The sequence below is a fragment of the Gordonia sp. 11cp genome (assembly GCF_057767225.1).
The window spans coordinates 4,175,059-4,193,141 of record NZ_CM173437.1 but is presented as its reverse complement, the minus strand read 5'-3'; the positions used below and the strand labels follow the sequence as shown (position 1 = coordinate 4,193,141).

Here is an 18,083-nt window from a genome sequence, read left to right as displayed (position 1 = left end):
CTCAGCCCAGGAGGCGACGGACCTCGGCGACCGCATCGTCGAGGGCCACCCGGTGCTGTTCGCCGTTGCCCAGGTCCTTGATCTCCAGCCGGCGCTCGGCCAGTTCGTTCTCCCCGAGCACCAGGGCCAGCCGCGCACCCGAGCGGTCGGCGGCCTTCATCGCGCCCTTGAGGCCGCGATCGCCGTAGGCGAGGTCGACACTGATCCCGGCGGCGCGCAGAGTGCCTGCGACACCGACGAGTTCGGCCTTTGCCGCCGAGCCCAGCGGTACCCCGAAGACCTGGCAGCGCGCCGCCTCGGTACCCGCGACGCCCTCGGCCTCCAGCGCGAGCATGGTCCGGTCGACGCCGATCCCGAAGCCGATACCGGAGAGGTCCTGCTTGGCGCCGAGCTGTCGCATGAGACCGTCGTAGCGCCCGCCACCGCCGATACCCGACTGCGCACCGAGGCCGTCGTGGACGAATTCGAAGGTGGTCTTCGTGTAGTAGTCCAGGCCGCGGACGAGGCGCGGATTGATCTCGTAGACGACGCCGAGCCGGTCGAGGTGGGCGAGGACGAGATCGAAGTGCGACTTCGCGTCGTCGGACAGGTAGTCGATGAGCAGCGGCGCACCCGCGGTGGCCGCCTTGATCTCCGGGCGCTTGTCGTCGAGGACCCGCAGCGGGTTGATCTCGGCGCGCGCCCGGGTCGCCTCGTCGAGGTCGAGTCCGAACAGGAACTCCTGCAACGCCTCTCGATATCGCGGACGGCTCTCGTCGTCACCCAGCGAGGTGATCTCGAGCCGGAATCCCGTCAGACCGAGGCGCCGGTACCCCTCGTCGGCGATCGCGATGACCTCGGCGTCGAGCGCCGGGTCGTCGACGCCGATCGCCTCGACGCCCACCTGCTGAAGCTGACGGTAGCGACCGGTCTGCGGCTTCTCGTAGCGGAAGAACGGCCCGGCATAACAGACCTTCACCGGGAGCTGACCGCGGTCGAGGCCGTGCTGGATCACTGCCCGCACCACCCCCGCGGTGCCCTCCGGACGCAACGTCACCGACCGGTCGCCGCGGTCGGCGAAGGTGTACATCTCCTTGCTGACCACGTCGGTCGATTCGCCGACCCCACGCGCGAACAGCGCGGTGTCCTCGAACACCGGGAGTTCGATGTGCCCGTAGCCGGCGCGACGCGCCGCGTCGGTGAGCGTGTCCCGGACCCTCCGGAAGTCCGCCGAGTTCGGCGGGAAGTAGTCCGGGATGCCCCGGGGGGCCTGAAATGCTCCGCTCACAGTCCGTGTCGTCCCTTCGGTCGTGCGCTCTGGCTGTCGAGTCCGGCCAGGAAGGGATTGCTCGCGCTCTCCTGGCCGATCGTGGTCTGGGGTCCGTGCCCGGGCAGCACCAGTGTCTCAGCGGGCAGCGGCAACAGCTTCGCCGCTATCGAGTCGAGCAACTGCTGGTGGTTGCCACCGGGCAGGTCGGTCCGACCGATCGACCCGGCAAAGAGTACGTCACCGGAGAAGCACACCGGGACCACCGCGGGCGTGTCGGGTCCGGCCTGGTCGCGGGCCTCGCCCGGCACGTCGACCTCGACACCGAGCAGCACCGAGCCCTGCGTGTGTCCGGGCGCGAGGTCGACCGAGAACGAGATCCCGGCGAGCTCCACCGGTTCACCGTCGGAGAATTCGATGACCTTCTCCGGCTCGGTGAACACCTCGTCCCCGATCATCGCGCCCAGCGCGCGTCCGATGCCCAGGCCGGGATCGGCGAGCATGGGCCGGTCCGCTGCGTGGATGTAGGCCGGGATGGAGTACTCGTCGCACAGCTGCGTGGCGTTCCAGGTGTGGTCGAGGTGACCGTGCGTGAGGAGGACGGCCACCGGGGTGAGGTCGTGTTCGGCCAGCAGCTCCCGGACCCGGGGAGCCGCGTCCTGGCCCGGATCGATGACCACCGCGTCCGATCCCGCCTCGGCGGCGACGATGTAGCAGTTCGTCTGGAACATCCCGGCGGGAAATCCGGTGATGAGCATGATGCTCCTCGGGTCGGCGCGGACAGGACGACGCACACACGTCGAGAGTCCATTGTTGCGTAGGCGGCATGGCTCGCCACCCGCCGCACCCTGTTCTCAGGTACAACTGGCACACTTGCCCCCGAGTAAGTGACATCCACGACGATGTCGGCACTGCCATGCCGACAGACCGTCGGCACTCCGTGCGGTGCAGCAGATCGGCACTCCGTGCGGGCAGCAGATCGGCACCTCGTGCCGGGATTCAGGAGGATTCACCCGCGTGTCCAGCAATGAGGAGCGCCGTGAGGCGGCGAAGCGGAAGCTCGAAGAACGCCTCGAGACCGAGCGCCTCGCCCGGCGCAAGCGGAAGATCGTGATCGCCTCGGTGTCGACCGCCGTCGTGGTGGCCGTGGTCGCGGGCGTGACGGCCGTCGTGGTGAAGAAGATCATGGACGACCGTGAGGCCGCACGCTGGACGACCTGCGCCTACGAGGACTCCCCGAGCCGCTTCGACCAGCTGCCCGATCAGGTGCCCGACACCGTCCCGGCTGATCAGCGCCCGCAGTATCAGGCCGAACTCGACGAGCTGAAAGCGGCCGCGAAGAACGAGCGGACCTCCCCCAAGCCCGACGAGCGGGTCCTCAAGTCGGGCACCGAGCAGGCCCTCTTCACCACCACCCAGGGCAACCTGCCGATCACACTCGAGCGCGACGGCGCGCCGTGCAACACCGCGGCGGTCATCTCGCTGATCGAGAACAAGTTCTACGACGACTCGACGTGCCACCGTATGACGACCAGCGACAAGCTGAAGATCCTGCAGTGCGGCGACCCCACCGGCACCGGCATGAGCGGGCCCGGCTGGACCAGTCCCGACGAGCCGCCGACCGACCTGCAGAAGGTCGGCCAGCCGGATCCGATGACCGGCTCGCAGCCCGTCATCTATCCCCGCGGGACGATCGCGATCGCCAACAGCAGCCAGGGCGGACAGAACCCGAACACCGGGTCGAGCCAGCTCTTCATCGTCATCAACGACAGCGAGCTCGGTCCCGACTACTCGATCGTCGGCAAGGTCGACGAGCCCGGACTCGCGGTGCTCGACAAGGTCTACGCCGGTGGCATCAACCCCGGCCCGGTCGGCAGTCAGCCCGGCGACGGCGAGCCCAAACTCCCCGTGACCATCGAGACCGCCACCATCGAGTAGTCGCCGAGCCTCTGCTCCTGAGAGTTGCCGGTGGCAAACCCCTCTGCTCCCTGAGAGTTGCCGCTGGCAAACCCCTCTGCTCCCTGAGGTGCGAGCGAAGCGAGCCACGAAGGGCGTCGCAACGTGCCTCACCAGGCCCTTCGAGGCTCGTCGCTATCGCTCCTCGCACCTCAGGGACCAGGGGTTATGCGGTTCTTTCGGATTGGGGAGCGGGGGTTTTGTTCTCCCGGTGCGGCCCGGTCCGCGCTGAGATCAGGCGGCCGAGGTGACCCGGTAGACGTCGTACACGCCTTCGACGTTGCGTACGACGTTGAGGACGTGGCCGAGGTGTTTGGGGTCGCCCATCTCGAAGGTGAACTTGCTGATGGCCACCCGGTCGCGGCTCGTCGTCACCGATGCGGACAGGATGTTGACGCGTTCGTCGGCGAGCACCTTGGTGACGTCCGACAGCAGGCGGTGACGGTCGAGGGCCTCCACCTGGATGGCCACCAGGAACACCGATTCCGGCGACGGGGCCCACGACACGTCGAGGATTCGTTCCTCTTGCTGCCGCAGCGATTCGGCGTTGGTGCAGTCGGTACGGTGCACGCTGATGCCGCCGCCGCGGGTCACGAACCCCAGGATGTCGTCGCCGGGCACCGGGGTGCAGCACTTGGCGAGCTTGATCACCACGTTGTCGATGCCGTCGACCATCACGCCCGCGTCGCCGCCCTGCCGCGACCGCGTCGGCATCGTCGACGGCGTCGACCGCTCGGCGATCGCCTCCTCGGCGTCCTCGATGCCGCCCAGTGAGGCGACCAGCCGGTTGACGACGTGGCGTGCGGAGACGTGGTTCTCGCCGACCGCGGTGTACAGGGCGGTCACGTCGGTGTAGCGCAGTTCGCGCGCGATCGCCGACATCGATTCCGCACTGAGGAGCCGCTGGAGCGGGAGTCCACCGCGGCGGACCTCCTTGGCGATCGCGTCCTTGCCGGCCTCGAGCGCTTCCTCACGGCGTTCCTTGGCGAACCACTGCCGGATCTTCGCCTTGGCGCGGGGCGAGACCACGAAGGTCTGCCAGTCCTTCGACGGGCCGGCGGTGGGCGCCTTGGAGGTGAACACCTCCACCACCTCGCCGTTCTCGAGCGTGCGTTCCAGCGCGACCAGTCGGCCGTTGACGCGCGCCCCGATACATCGATGCCCGACCTCGGTGTGGACCGCGTAGGCGAAGTCCACCGGCGTCGACCCGGCGGGCAACGTGATGACGTCGCCCTTCGGGGTGAACACGAAGATCTCGCGCACCGCGAGGTCGTAGCGCAGGGACTCGAGGAACTCACCCGGATCGGCGGCCTCCCGCTGCCAGTCGAGCAGCTGACGCATCCACGCCATGTCGTCGATCTCGGCGGTGTCGGACTTCTTGCCCGACTTGCGGTAGCCGTTCTCCTTGTAACGCCAGTGCGCGGCGATCCCGAACTCGGCCGTCCGGTGCATCTCGTGCGTGCGGATCTGCACCTCGAGGGGCTTGCCCTCGGGTCCGATCACGGTGGTGTGCAACGACATGTAGACACCGAAGCGCGGCTGGGCGATGTAGTCCTTGAAGCGGCCCGCCATCGGCTGCCACAGGGAGTGCACGACGCCGACGGCGGCGTAGCAGTCGCGGTCCTCCTCGCAGAGGATGCGCATCCCGACCAGGTCATGGATGTCGTCGAAGTCGCGGCCCTTGACGATCATCTTCTGATAGATCGACCAGTAGTGCTTGGGACGTCCTTCGACGGTCGCGTTGATGCGCGCGCCGGACAGCGCGTTGTTGATGTCGGCACGCACCCGGGCGAGGTAGGTGTCGCGGGACGGCGCGCGATCGGCGACGAGCCGGACGATCTCCTCGTAACGCTTGGGGTGCAGGATCGCGAACGACAGATCCTCGAGCTCCCATTTGACCGTCGCCATACCGAGCCGATGCGCAAGCGGCGCAATGACTTCGAGGGTCTCGCGCGCCTTGCGGGCCTGCTTCTCCGGCGGCAGGAAGCGCATCGTGCGCATGTTGTGCAGGCGGTCGGCGACCTTGATGACCAGAACACGCGGATCGCGCGCCATCGCGATGATCATCTTGCGGATGGTCTCGGCCTCCGCGGCGCTTCCGAGCGCGACCTTGTCGAGCTTGGTCACGCCGTCGACGAGATGGGCGACCTCCGGCCCGAAGTCCGCCTCCAGTGCCGGCAGGGAGTAGCCGGTGTCCTCGACCGTGTCGTGCAGCAGCGCCGCGATGAGGGTCGTGGTGTCCATACCCAGATCGGCGAGGATCGTGGCGACCGCCAGCGGATGGGTGATGTAGGGGTCGCCGGACTTGCGCGTCTGGCCGCTGTGCCGTTCGTCGGCGACGTCGTAGGCGCGCTGCAGCAGCGCGACGTCGGCCTTCGGGTAGATCTCGCGGTGCAGGGTGACCAGGGGTTCGAGCACGGGGCGGACCTGGCTGCGGGTGGCGGTCATGCGGCGGGCGAGTCGTGCGCGCACCCGGCGCGAGGCCGACGAGGACGCACCGGGCTGGATGGAGCCCACCGCGCCCGATCCGCTCGCCCGGTCGGCACTCTCGGTCGTCGTCCCGGCGGTCTCCGCGGGGGTCACGCCGCGCTGCGCCGTGTCGGATTCATCGGGCATCAACGGTCCTCCTCACGGTTGTCTGCCGCCACACGGCGAGCCGTCCGGCCTGCCCGGGCGCGCTCAGTCGATTCTAGTCGCGCGCCGGCCGGCATCGTGTCGACGCCGTCAGTCCAGCGCGACCGCGTGGACGGGCACGTCCGGTCCGAGCCCGCGTGCGATCGTGTCCCGACCGCCGAGACCGGCGAGTTCCATGATCACCGCGACCCCGACGACGTGTGCGCCCGCACGGTGCAGCAGTTCGGCCGCGGCGACGGCCGTTCCGCCGGTCGCGAGCACGTCGTCGACGAGCAGCACGCGGCGGCCGGACAGGTTCAGACCGTTCGCCGGGATCTCGAGCGTGGCCTGTCCGTACTCGAGGCTGTAGTCGATCGCGATGACCGGCGGCGGCAGTTTGCCTCCCTTGCGCACCGCGAGCACCCCGACCTCGAGTTCACGCGCCACCGCACCGCCCAGCAGGAACCCGCGCGCGTCGATACCGGCCACGAGATCGATCGACGTGCAGCCGTGGGTGAGCGCGGTGACGATCGTCGACAACCCTTCCGGGTCGGCGAGTACCGGCGTCAGATCCTTGAAAGCGATTCCGGGAGCAGGGAAGTCGTCGACGAGGCGGGCATGTTCGGCGATGGCCGCCCGTGCTCGCGAGACCGCTTCCGCCGTACGTTCGGGCACGACACCACCCATCGGTTCACTCCCCTGCTCAGCCACGGATCGTCCACCGATCCATGTTCCATCCGGTGCCGTCGCGGCCCATGCCGGCCACCACGTTGCCCACCCGATCCTTCCATTGCCGTACCCGCGGTGCCGCGAACAGGGGCACCGACGGCATCGTCGACCAGGTCGCGTTCTCGATGGACCGGGCCAGACGCAGACGATCGGGCGCCGCCACGGTCGTTGCTAGCTGGTCGACTCCCCGGCTCACCATCGGCTCCCGGATGCCGGACAGATTGAGCGGGTCGCCCCCGCGCAGGGCGTAGGCGTCGCGGCTCGGGTCGGCGGCCCCGGCCGCGGCGAACGACGCGCCACCGGCGACGATCAGGACGTCGGCGTCGCGCCCGAGCGCGTCGGGACCGAGCTCCGGGGAGGAGACGTCGTCGACGACGAGGCCGGCGGCGCGGCAGGACGCCGCGATCGCGGCGGTCATCTGCTGCCATCGCGGGGTCGGTGCGACGTAGCCGATGCGCACCGTCCGCGGCGCGACTCCGGACGCGGTCGTCTCACCGGTGGCCGGATCCACACCCGCGCCCTGACCGGTCGCCGACCGCACGAGTCCCCGCGCCCGTTCGATGTCGGGCCGCTGGTAGGCCTGACCGAATTCCGTGTTCATCTGTCCGGCGAGATTGTCGGCGGGTGAGAGCACACGGAGATTCCAGACTTGCGCACCCGCCCCGAAGTCGCGCGCGAGGTCGGCACGCGGCACACACGACGCGAACGCACGGCGCATCCGCACATCACCGAAGACGCCGCGACCGGCCAGGACGAGCTCCTCCACTCCGAGTGCCCGTGCGGGCGACGCCGGGCCGGCCGCACCCGCCGAGCCGGCCACATCGCCGTCGACGAGGCCCGCCGTCACGTCGACGACGTCGAACCGGCCCTCGGGGAGCCGGCGGGTCGCGTCGGTGCCGCGACCCCAGACGACGATGCGCGAGGTCTCGGGCTTGTCTCCCCACCAGGTCTCGTTGGGCACCAGGACCAGACCGCCCGATCGCGAGTACCGGTCGATGCGATAGGGCCCGGACGCCGGGTAGTGCGCGTGGTCGACCCGGCCGAATGTCAGATCGAAGCCGGTGTTCCACGCGTCTGCGATACGCCCGATGGCGGCCCGGTCCATGGCGCGGATCGGGTCGATGACGTCGGTGAGTCCCGCCACCCGGGCCACGACGTGTGCCGGCACCATCGCGCCGGCGCCGAAGAGCGAGAGCCAGTTGCGGTACTCACGTCCGGGTGCGAAGGTCACGGTCGCGCTCTTGTCGCCGGCCGCGCAGTCCACCGAGTCGATGTCCCGGTAGCCCGCGGTGGTCGCCGGGGTGAACCCGGGGAGGCGTCCGCTCATCGCCGCCCAGGCCAGGAGGAGGTCGTCGCAGTCGAGGGCCACTCCGTCGGAGAAGGTCGCCTCGGGGTGGAACTCGTACCGCAGGGTCGGGACCCGGCCGGGCACCTGGGTGACCGTGCCGACGTCACGATCCGGGATGACCTGACCGGCCGGGCCCAGGAGACTGAAACCCGGCAGCAACCGGGTGGTCGCCATGAGCACGCCATCGGCGTTGCCGCCCACCGTGTTCGCGTTGTAGGTCGAGATCCGGGCGTCGACGACGTAGTCGATGGTCGGGGGTCCGTCGTCGCCGCACGCCGTCAGCAACCCGGCGACAGTGACGAGCCCGACGACGAGGCTCAGGATCCTGACGAACTCCCGGCTCCGACTGGTCACGTCGGTGAGACTAGCGGTTGCGGCGGCGTTTGCCGGTCGGGACCGCCCGGTCCGCGTCGTCGGTGTCGACGGTCTCGCCTCGACGGTGGGTCCGCACCGGTCGCGCGTCGCCGACCGGCACGCCGGCCTCGACCGCGGCGCGACGCCGAAGGACCTTCTCGGTGTGCCGGGCGACGTCGGGTCGACGTTCCTTCAGCGTCGCCAGTAGCGGCGCGGCGAGGAAGATCGACGAGTACGCGCCGACGATCACGCCGACCAGCTGGATGAGGCCGAGGTCCTTGAGCGTGCCCACCCCGAGCAGCCAGACCGCGATGATCATCAGCGCGATGATCGGCAACACCGAGATGACCGTGGTGTTGATCGACCGCATCAGGGTCTGGTTGACGCCGAGATTGGCTTGTTCGGCGTAGGTGCGCCGGGTGGTCTGCAGGACCGAGCGGGTGTTCTCGGAGATCTTGTCGAACACCACCACGGTGTCGTAGATCGAGAAGCCGAGGATCGTGAGCAGACCGATGACGGTCGCCGGCGTGACCTCCCAGCCGACCAGCGAGTAGATCCCGGCGGTCACGACCAGGTCGAAGAACAACGACCCCATCGCCGCGACGGACATCTCCCGGTCGAATCGCACCGCGATGTAGACGAAGACGATGACCAGGAACACGGCAAGCGCGATCAGCATCCGCTCGGTGATCTCATTGCCCCAGGTCGAGCTCACATCCGAGATGCTCACCTCGGCGGGTGCGAGCTCCGGCCCGAACTCGTCGGCGAGCGCGCGGGTCACCGACTCCGCCTCGGCGAGGTCGAGTGTCTCGGTGCGCACCTGGATCGTCTGGCTGCCACCGGCGCCCGCGGTCTGCACCGACTCGGGCGCCTCACCGAGGGCTGCGGTGACGACTTCCTCCACGGATTCGGCGGTGATCTCCGAGGAGACGACCGGCACCGACATCTGGGTACCGCCCTCGAAGTCGATGCCGAGGGTGAACCCGCGGATACCGATCGAGGCCAGGCAGATCAACAGGATCGCCGCGGTCACGCCGTACCACATCCGGCGGCGTCCGACGATCTCGAAAGCACCCGTACCGGTGTAGAGCCGGGACAGGAACGACCGGTCGCGGTCGGCGACGAAGTCGGCGTCCGCGCCGGCCTGCGCCTTGTCGGCGTCGAGGACGGCCGAGTCGCCGGCTGCCTTGTTGTCCGGCCCGGTCATCGCACCGTCCCCTTCTCCCGAGTGGCGTCCGTGGTGTCATCGGCGTCGGCCGTCGCGGCGGCGGACCCGGCGGCGGGACTCGCACCCGATTGCCGGTGCGCGGCCACGCGACGCTGGCGGGCGACCTCGCTGATCGCCCCGAGTCCGTTGACGCTCGGCTTCGACAGGAACGTCGAACGGCTCGCGTAGACGACCAGCGGATGGGTGACCAGGAACACGACCATGACGTCGAGGATCGTGGTCAGACCCAGGGTGAACGCGAATCCGCGGACCTCGCCGATCGCCAGGATGTAGATGACGGCGGCGGCGATGAAGCTCACCGCGTTACCGGACCAGATGGTGCGGCGCGCGCTCGCCCAGCCGCGGGGCACCGCGGACCGGAAGCTGCGACCCTCGCGCATCTCGTCCTTTATTCGTTCGAAGTAGACGACGAACGAGTCGGCGGTCATACCGATACCGATGATCAGACCCGCGATACCGGCCAGGTCGAGCGTGAACCCGATCCAGCGGCCGAGCAGGACGATGATGCCGTAGACCATCGCTCCCGCGAGGACCAGTGACAGCACTGTCAGGATGCCGAGCATGCGGTAGTAGGCCAGCGCGTAGATGAACACCGCGATCAGGCCGACCAGTCCGGCGATCAGACCGGCCTGCAGCGAGGCGAGACCCAGGGTCGCCGAGATCGTCTCGGCATCGGAGGCGGTGAACGACAGCGGCAGCGAACCGTACTTCAGCACGTTCGCGAGCTCGTTCGACGACGACTCGGTGAACGGGCTGGCGCTGCCGCCGCTGATCCGGGTCTGACCGCCCGGGATCGGCTCGTTGATCGCCGGCGCCGACACGACGCGCGAGTCGAGGGCGAACGCGGTCTGGGTCCGGTTGGGTGCCTGCTCGGCGGTGTACCGGGGCCAGAAGCTCGCGGCCTCGCCCTCGAACTCCAGGGTCACCACCCATTCGCCGGTCTGCGGGTCGGTTCCGGCGTTCGCGTTCTTGATGTCGCGACCGTCGATGATCTCCGGGCCGAGAAGGTAGACCTCCGAGCCGTCGGTCGAGCAGGCCACCAGGTACTGGTCGGGGCGGTCGTTGCCCAGCAGCGGATCGTTGGCCGTCGGCGAACAGTCCATCTTCGCCATCTGCTGCTGAAGCGCCTCGAGCTGCTGCGGGCTCGCGTTCGCGGGGGCCTGACGCAGTTTGCGCTGCTCGTCGATCGCGGCTGCCGCGGCCTCGGTCGGCAGGGCGTCCGCTTGATCGTCGGCGCCTTCGGGCTTCGGCGGTTGCGGGGTCGCCATGACGGGCTGCCCGACCACCGGCCGGACATACAGGCGCGCCGTCTGGCCCAGAGAGCGGGCTTGGGCGCCGTCCTGGCCCGGGACCGTGATGATCAGGTTGTCACCGCTGACGACGACCTCGGAACCGGAGACACCGAGTCCGTTCACACGCTGTTCGATGATCTGCTTGGCCTGGTCGAGCTGCTCTCGGGTCGGAGCCTTACCGTCTTCGGTCCGCGCGGTCAGGGTGACGCGCGTACCGCCCTGGAGGTCGATACCGAGCTTCGGTTCGATGGTCTGTGGGCCGGTGAAGAAGATCAGTCCGTAGACGACCGCGAGCAGGCCGATGAAGGCCACGAGCGGGCGCCACGGCGGGATCTCTCGAGCCGGTCGCGACCGCTTCCCTGCAGTCCGGCCCTTCCCCGAAGTCCGAGAGGGAGTTGTCACAGCTGTTCAGGTCTCCTTGAGAGCGTCAACCGGCCGACAGGCATCTCGACCGGCACGGCCACCATCGGCCCGGTGTCCGGGACACACCAGAGGAGGTCCAGGGCGGCCGCGCGGGCAGGTGGGCGCGCCGCGTCGTGAACCGACGCGGCGCGGATTCGGCTTACTTGTCGGTGTCGCGTGCGTCGTCGGTGGCAGGCTTGTCCAGGCTGACCGAGTCGACGTCGTAGTCGTCGGAGTCGATCTCCGGGGCGACATGGCCCGCATAGGTGGCGGCGGCTTCGTCGGTGGGGACGACACGCATGACGGCCAGCCGGTTCCAGCGGGTGACCACACCGGTCGCGATCTCGACGTCGACGACGTCGGGCGAGCTCGCGTCGATCACGGTGCCGAAGAGCCCGGAGGTCAGCTGGACGCGGGTGCCCGTGGACACCGAGTTCTGCATCTCCTGCATCTCGGCCACACGCTTCTTCTGCTTCCGCATCGACAGGAACATGAAGCCGGCGAGCAGGGCGAGCAGGAGCGGGAAGAGCAGAGCGTCCATGAGTGCGAGTCAATCCTTCGGGTATCGGGATGTACGGCGTGAGCGAGCGGCCTGTCCGGACGGATCCGGGCAGCATCAGCTCAGCTGTGCTCCACACAGTGTGCCACGTCTTGCGGGGAGGTCATCCCCGCAGGTGGTGCCGGTGGGGTCAGAGGTCGTCGAACAACGTCTCCGCGGCGACGTCGCGCGGACGCACCCCGAAGGTGGCGTTCATCGCACCTGCCGGCGGGGTGAGACCGAGGTGATGCCAGGCGGCTGCCGTGGCCACCCGCCCGCGTGGCGTCCGGGCGATCATGCCCGCACGCACCAGGAACGGCTCGCAGACCTCCTCGACGGTCGCCGGCTCCTCGCCGACCGCCACGGCCAGCGTCGACACACCGACCGGACCGCCGCCGAAGGCGCGGATCAGGGCGTCCAGCACGGCCCGGTCGAGTCGGTCGAACCCCAGCTCGTCGACGTCGTAGACCGCGAGGGCCGCGCGGGCGACCTCCACGGTGATCGAACCGTCGCCGCGCACCTCGGCGTAGTCCCGAACCCGACGCAGCAGCCGGTTCGCGATGCGGGGGGTGCCGCGTGAGCGGCGGGCGATCTCGCCGGAGGCGTCGTCGCGCAGTTCGATGCCGAGGATCGCCGCCGCCCGGCGCAACACCCGGACCAGTTCCTCCGGCTCGTAGAACTCCATGTGCGCGGTGAAACCGAAGCGGTCGCGCAGCGGACCGGTCAGCGACCCCGACCGCGTCGTCGCACCGACCAGGGTGAACGGCGCGACATCCAGCGGGATCGAGGTGGCACCCGGGCCCTTGCCGACCACGACGTCGACCCGGAAATCCTCCATCGCCAGGTAGAGCATCTCCTCGGCCGGCCGCGCGATGCGGTGGATCTCGTCGATGAACAGCACATCGCCCTCGACGAGATTGGAGAGCATGGCCGCGAGATCGCCGGCCCGCTCGAGTGCCGGGCCCGAGGTCACGCGGATCGCGGCGCCCATCTCCGAGGCGATGATCATGGCCAGCGACGTCTTGCCGAGCCCGGGCGGACCCGACAGCAGGATGTGATCGGGGGTCCCGCCGCGACCCTTGGCTCCCTGGAGCACGAGTTCGAGTTGCTCGCAGACGCGCGGCTGGCCGACGAATTCGGCGAGCGATCGGGGCCGCAGTCCGGCGTCGAGGTCACCGTCGGACCGCACCGGCATCGCGCTCACGTCGCGATCGTCGACGTAGTCCGGGTCCTCGGTCATCTAGGACGCCTTTCCCAGCAGCGACAACGAGTGCCGGAGCGCCGTCGACGCGTCGGCATCGGGATGTTCGGCGAGTACCGCGGTGACCGCCTTCTCGGCGGGGCCGGGCGTGAACCCGAGGCCGACGAGGGCCTCGGCCACCTGATCGCGGATGCCGCCGACGACCGTGACACCGCCCGACGGCTCGCCGGTGGGCCGGTCGACCTTGTCCCGCAGTTCGACGCAGAGCCGTTCGGCCACCCGCTTGCCGATACCCGGAACCGAGGTGAGGGCCTTGGTGTCGGACTCGGCGAGCGCGCGGCGCAGCGCATCGGGCTCGAGGACCGCGAGGGTGGCCATCGCCAGTCGCGGACCGACGCCGGTCACCGTCTGCAGGAGCGCAAAGAGGGAACGGGCGTCGGGTTCGGTGAAGCCGTAGAGCGTCATCGAGTCCTCGCGGACGATCATCGAGGTCAGCAGCGTCGCCTCGTCGCCCCGGTGGAGCCGGGACAGTGTCGCGGGTGTGGCCAGCACGCGATAACCCACTCCTCCGCAGTCGATCACGGCGTGGTCGAGGGCGATCTCGAGCACCGGTCCGCGGACTGACGCGATCATGCGCGACTCCCCTCTCGTGCTTGGGCCACCCGCGCGCGGTGACGGGCCGCGGCCGCGTCGGCCTGCTTCTGCGCGGCGGCCATCCGTTCCATCATCGGTCCGCGCCAGCAGTGACAGATCGCGAGCGCCAGCGCGTCCGCGGCGTCGGCAGGACGCGGTTTGGTCTGCATGCCGAGAATCCGGGTGACCATCGCGGTGACCTGCGCCTTGTCGGCGCGCCCGCTGCCGGTCACCGCCGCCTTCACCTCCGACGGGGTGTGGAATCGGACCGGGACATCACGTTGCGACGCCGCGAGCGCGATGACGCCGCCGGCCTGCGCGGTCCCCATCGCGGTGGACACCTGGTTCTGCGCGAAGACCCGTTCGATGGCCACCACATCCGGCTGGTGGACGTCGAGCCAGTGACACGCGGAGGTGTAGATCGCGAGCAGCCGCTCGGCGAGTTCCATGTCGCTCGGGGTTCGCACCACGTCGACGTCGAGGGCGGTCACCGTTCGGCCCCGACCCGACTCGACCAGCGCGATACCGCACCGGGTCAGACCCGGATCGACGCCCATGACGCGCACTCGTACCCTCCCAGGCATCGTGTTCTGCGAACAGTTGTTCGAGATCTTATCGGGGAGGACGGACAAGTCCGGTGATCAACACACCGCGCGGGGTCTCGGCGTCAGTCGTTCTCGAGTTCGGCGAGGACCTCGTCGCTGATGTCGACGTTGCTGTAGACGTTCTGGACGTCGTCGGAGTCCTCGAGCGCGTCGATCAGCTTGAACACCTTGCGGGCACCGTCGGCGTCCACCGCCACCTCGACCGACGCACGGAAGCTCGCCTCGGCGGAGTCGTAGTCGATCCCGGCCTCTTGGAGGGCGCTGCGGACGGCGATGAGATCGCTTGGCTCACTGACGATCTCGAAGGAATCACCGAGATCGGTGACCTCTTCGGCGCCCGCGTCGAGCACCGCCATCAGCACGTCGTCCTCGCTCTGCCCGTTCTTCTCCAGCGTCACCACTCCCTTGCGGGTGAACAGGTAGGACACCGAGCCGGGATCGGCCATGTTGCCGCCGTTGCGCGTCATCGCAGTCCGGACCTCGCCCGCCGCGCGGTTGCGGTTGTCGGTGAGGCACTCGATGAGGACGGCCACCCCGTTGGGGCCATAGCCCTCGTACATGATGGTCTGCCAGTCCGCGCCGCCGGCCTCTTCACCGCCGCCGCGCTTGCGCGCGCGCTCGATGTTGTCGTTGGGGACCGACGACTTCTTCGCCTTCTGGATGGCGTCGAACAGCGTGGGGTTGCCCGCCGGGTCGCCGCCGCCGGTCCGTGCCGCCACCTCGATGTTCTTGATGAGCTTGGCGAACATCTTGCCGCGCTTGGCGTCGATGGCCGCCTTCTTGTGCTTGGTGGTGGCCCATTTGGAGTGGCCGCTCATGTCCGTCGATTCCTTTCCCGGCGCCGGCACGTGCGGCGGGCCGCGGCCCGCATCCGGCGCATTCCTGGCTCTACTCGGTCGCCCTGTCGGTTGGGCGCCCTGGTGGATTGTTCCCGGCGTGCCGGGCTCGTGGTCTACCGCTGGTTCGGCACGATCTTACCGACGCACCATCTCCACGAAGTATTCATGTACGCGCCGGTCGCCGGTCACCTCTGGGTGAAACGACGTCGCGAGCACGTTCCCCTGGCGGACCGCGACGATGCGTCCGGCCGCCGGGCCGTCGGGAACGCGCGCCAGCACCTCGACCTCGGGGGCGATCGTCTCGACCCAGGGCGCACGGATGAACACCGCGCGCATGGGCGCGGCGCCGTCGGTGTCGGTGATGCCGGTGAACTCGAGGTCGGTCTCGAAGCTCTCCACCTGGCGGCCGAATGCGTTGCGCCGCACGGTCACATCGAGGGCATCGAGATGTCGTGCGTCGGGCCGCGTGTCGAGGATCGTGGACGCGAGCATGATCATGCCGGCGCACGACCCGTAGGCCGGCAGTCCGTCGGACAGCTTTTCCGCCAGCGGGTCGAACAGATCGAAGATGCCGAGCAGCTTGCTCATCGTCGTCGACTCACCGCCGGGGATGATGATCCCGTCGATCTCGTCGAGTTCGGCCGGGCGTCGGACGGCCACGGCGTCGGCGCCGGCCGCCTCGAGCGCGAAGACGTGTTCGCGCACGTCGCCCTGCAGGGCAAGGACCCCGATACGCGGTCGGCTCGGCCCGCTCACCGATCAGTCCGCGCGTGCTGGTCGGCAGGGATCGCGCGGCCGGTGCGGGCCAGCCCCTCCTGGGTGACCGCGGCGACGAGTCTGCCCCGGATGTCGAAGATCCGTCCCTGGGTCAGCGCTCGGCCCGACCCCGCCGACGGCGACGTCTGGTCGTAGAGCAGCCAGTCGTCGGCGCGGAACGGCCGCATGAACCACATCGCGTGATCGAGCGAGGCGACCTGCGGGTTGGACTCCGGGTGCGGCACCCGCGAAGACCCGAGGAGGGTCATGTCACTCATGTAGGCGAGGGTGCCGACGTGGAAGACGGTGTCGTCGGGCAGCCGGTGGCGGTAGCGGAACCACACCCGTTGCTGCGCAGCGAAATACGATGACGTGACCATCTTCTCCCGCGGCACGATGCGCAGGTCGAAGTTGGCCCACTCCTTGAACACCGCGCGTTCCTCCGCGCCCAGTTCGTCCAGGCGGTCGGTCAATTCGTCCGGTTGCGGCGCGGGAGGCATGCGGTCCTGATGCTCGTAACCCTCGTCGGTGCGGACGTGGAACGACGCGGACATGGTGAAGATCGCCTCACCGTTCTGGACGCCGGTCACCCGCCGGGTGACGAACGAGCGCCCGTCCCGGATCCGGTCGACGAGGAACACCGCCGGGCGGTCCGGGTCACCGGGACGCAGAAAGTAGCCGTGCAGGGAATGGACGTCGAACTCCTCGGACACCGTTCGGGTCGCCGACATCAGCGACTGTCCGGCGACCTGTCCGCCGAAGGTCCGCCGGAGATGGCTCGGGAACGCACCGCCGCGGTAGATGTCGGTCTCGATCTGCTCGACCTGGAGTATGTCCTCGATGGCTGCCACGCAGACCAGTATCGCGCACGACCCCGGTGGGGACTCCCCTGCCCACCGAAGCGCCGGCGACGATCAGAGCTCGTCGAGCGTCATGATCCCGTCCTGGATGGCCCGGGCCACCAGCGACGCCTTCGTCGGGGCCGGACGGCCGATCTCGGCGTACTTCGCACGGATGCGGGTGAGGTGGGTGTTGACCGTGCCGAGGGAGATGTAGAGCTCCTGTGCCACAGCGGGTTTGGAATCGACCAGCATCCAGGTGCGCAGAACCTCGACCTCGCGCGAGGTGAGATTGGGCTTGGCCCGATCGACCGATGACGCTACCGCCTCGGGGATCTCGGCGGCGGGCACGGTGACCGCCCGGTGCAGGTGGGGATGTCCCGGACGATGTCCGAGTGCCAGCGGCTGACCAGCGCGCGACGGCTGGATCTGGTGGCCGGGCAACGGCATCCGGCGGGCTGCGAGACGCGCCAGTGCTTCCTTCCGGCGCGCGATGGCCTCCGCATCGCGACGAGCGCTGACCGAGCGCAGGTGCTGGGGGGCCTGGTGGGCGATCGCAGTCATGTGTGCTTCCTCTTCACTCATTGTCTTCCGGTGGTCACCCGGGTTGTCCCGGCGATGAGATGAAGATTATGAGCTTTCGCCCGGGTGGTCGATGGGGAGAACTCCCCTACCCGTGGGGAGAACTACCCACCACGAAACCGCAGGTCAGACGGGCAGTGATGAGACACCGGACTCAGCCGGCGGCGTTGCGTGCCGCCTCGGCGTCGATGAGAGGGAGATCCTCACGGGTGACGATGCGCGACGACACCGCGTACTCCACGAGTTTGGTCCGGCGGTTGCTGGCGAGTTTGCCACCCCCGCCGCGCATTCCGCTCACCCCGAGTTGATCGAGTTTGTCGCAGACGTTGTCGAGCTTGCGATTGAACTTGGTGAGCGGCCACCCCAGCCGGCGGGCCGCCTGCGCCGACGACGGGATGGCACTCGCGCCGGTCCCCTCGCGTCGCAGGATCTCCTCGGCCAGCACGATGATCAGCAGCTTCTGACTCTCGGTGAGGGTCGGCACCCCCTGCGTGGTGTGTCCCCCGCTGTATTCCGGGCGCGTCACCGACTTCACCTGGGGGGCGCGGGCGAACAGGCTCAGCTCGTAGGTGGTGGGGCCGGCGGTGAAGACGATGGTCGTCTCACCGAAGACCAGCGGCATCCGCGCACCGGGGCCCAGCGTCGCCGAGAACCCGACGTCGCCCGCCGACACGCTCGCCGACAGATGCGTACCCAGGTTGGTGAGCCACCACAGCCCGTTCTCGTTGTGGATCACCAGGAATCGCCGATGCAGGTAGGGATTGTCGTCGATCGACAGATCTGCCTCACGCCCGATGAAGAACCGGCGGTCGGCGTCGAGGGCGATGCGCTCGCCGCAGTACTCGACGTAGGTCGCCCCGGCATCGAGCGCGGCGTCGCCCGGTTCTGCGGGGGTCGCGGCTCGGTCCTGCCCCGTGGTCAT

General features: G+C 69.0%; 17 protein-coding genes. 1 reads left to right on the top strand and 16 read right to left on the bottom strand.

The features are described from left to right. Position 1: 1 nt before the first annotated feature. Positions 2–1,267, bottom strand: coding sequence for a histidine--tRNA ligase (gene hisS / locus AC3B6C_RS18825; RefSeq protein WP_014926620.1), 1,266 nt, complete (start codon positions 1,265–1,267; stop codon positions 2–4). After that, complete coding sequence (locus AC3B6C_RS18820) at positions 1,264–2,004, bottom strand: MBL fold metallo-hydrolase (protein WP_488373740.1); 741 nt, start codon at positions 2,002–2,004, stop codon at positions 1,264–1,266. Before AC3B6C_RS18820 ends, hisS begins: the two co-directional genes overlap by 4 nt. Before the next feature lie 259 nt (positions 2,005–2,263). On the opposite strand from AC3B6C_RS18820, the gene AC3B6C_RS18815 reads away from it, so the two are divergent. Next, positions 2,264–3,184 (top strand): peptidylprolyl isomerase, encoded by a 921-nt coding sequence (locus AC3B6C_RS18815; RefSeq protein ID WP_488373739.1) that lies wholly within the window; start codon positions 2,264–2,266, stop codon positions 3,182–3,184. Between the two features lie 252 nt (positions 3,185–3,436). On the opposite strand, the gene AC3B6C_RS18810 is transcribed toward AC3B6C_RS18815, so the two are convergent. The 14 genes from AC3B6C_RS18810 to AC3B6C_RS18745 all read right to left on the bottom strand — a co-directional run bounded on the left by AC3B6C_RS18810 (position 3,437) and on the right by AC3B6C_RS18745 (position 18,083). After that, positions 3,437–5,818 carry a RelA/SpoT family protein gene (locus AC3B6C_RS18810; protein WP_488373738.1) on the bottom strand — a complete coding sequence of 794 codons (2,382 nt, stop codon included), beginning with the start codon at positions 5,816–5,818 and terminating at the stop codon, positions 3,437–3,439. Positions 5,819–5,926: 108 nt separating this feature from the next. Beyond that, on the bottom strand, positions 5,927–6,502 hold the full coding sequence (locus tag AC3B6C_RS18805) for an adenine phosphoribosyltransferase (RefSeq protein ID WP_014926616.1): 576 nt from the start codon (positions 6,500–6,502) through the stop codon (positions 5,927–5,929). A gap of 16 nt (positions 6,503–6,518) precedes the next feature. Continuing rightward, positions 6,519–8,246 (bottom strand): ABC transporter substrate-binding protein, encoded by a 1,728-nt coding sequence (locus tag AC3B6C_RS18800; protein WP_488373737.1) that lies wholly within the window; start codon positions 8,244–8,246, stop codon positions 6,519–6,521. A 10-nt stretch (positions 8,247–8,256) separates the two neighbouring features. Next, positions 8,257–9,453, bottom strand: coding sequence for a protein translocase subunit SecF (gene secF, locus AC3B6C_RS18795; protein ID WP_010840942.1), 1,197 nt, complete (start codon positions 9,451–9,453; stop codon positions 8,257–8,259). Continuing rightward, positions 9,450–11,078: a protein translocase subunit SecD gene (gene secD / locus AC3B6C_RS18790; RefSeq protein WP_488373736.1), complete on the bottom strand. Its 1,629-nt coding sequence runs from the start codon at positions 11,076–11,078 to the stop codon at positions 9,450–9,452. Before secD ends, secF begins: the two co-directional genes overlap by 4 nt. Before the next feature lie 250 nt (positions 11,079–11,328). Beyond that, positions 11,329–11,709 (bottom strand): preprotein translocase subunit YajC, encoded by a 381-nt coding sequence (gene yajC, locus AC3B6C_RS18785; protein ID WP_010840940.1) that lies wholly within the window; start codon positions 11,707–11,709, stop codon positions 11,329–11,331. Positions 11,710–11,857: 148 nt separating this feature from the next. Continuing rightward, positions 11,858–12,946 carry a Holliday junction branch migration DNA helicase RuvB gene (ruvB, locus tag AC3B6C_RS18780; RefSeq protein WP_014926612.1) on the bottom strand — a complete coding sequence of 363 codons (1,089 nt, stop codon included), beginning with the start codon at positions 12,944–12,946 and terminating at the stop codon, positions 11,858–11,860. Further along, complete coding sequence (gene ruvA / locus AC3B6C_RS18775) at positions 12,947–13,540, bottom strand: Holliday junction branch migration protein RuvA (protein WP_014926611.1); 594 nt, start codon at positions 13,538–13,540, stop codon at positions 12,947–12,949. Next, positions 13,537–14,106, bottom strand: a complete 570-nt coding sequence (gene ruvC, locus AC3B6C_RS18770) for a crossover junction endodeoxyribonuclease RuvC (RefSeq protein WP_010840937.1) — start codon at positions 14,104–14,106, stop codon at positions 13,537–13,539. The genes ruvA and ruvC overlap by 4 nt, the downstream gene beginning before the upstream one ends. 101 nt (positions 14,107–14,207) lie before the next feature. Further along, positions 14,208–14,963, bottom strand: a complete 756-nt coding sequence (locus tag AC3B6C_RS18765) for a YebC/PmpR family DNA-binding transcriptional regulator (protein WP_010840936.1) — start codon at positions 14,961–14,963, stop codon at positions 14,208–14,210. 156 nt (positions 14,964–15,119) lie between these two features. Further along, the gene (gene pdxT / locus AC3B6C_RS18760; protein ID WP_055474651.1) at positions 15,120–15,740 is read right to left on the bottom strand and encodes a pyridoxal 5'-phosphate synthase glutaminase subunit PdxT; all 621 of its coding nucleotides are present in this window, start codon (positions 15,738–15,740) and stop codon (positions 15,120–15,122) included. Beyond that, a complete protein-coding gene (locus AC3B6C_RS18755) occupies positions 15,737–16,591 on the bottom strand; it encodes an acyl-CoA thioesterase (RefSeq protein WP_488373735.1) in 855 nt (284 codons plus the stop codon). Before AC3B6C_RS18755 ends, pdxT begins: the two co-directional genes overlap by 4 nt. A gap of 63 nt (positions 16,592–16,654) precedes the next feature. Beyond that, entirely contained in the window at positions 16,655–17,143 is a 489-nt protein-coding gene (locus AC3B6C_RS18750) for a helix-turn-helix transcriptional regulator (protein ID WP_488373734.1), read from the bottom strand. A 172-nt stretch (positions 17,144–17,315) separates the two neighbouring features. Further along, positions 17,316–18,083 carry an FHA domain-containing protein gene (locus tag AC3B6C_RS18745; protein WP_010840932.1) on the bottom strand — a complete coding sequence of 256 codons (768 nt, stop codon included), beginning with the start codon at positions 18,081–18,083 and terminating at the stop codon, positions 17,316–17,318.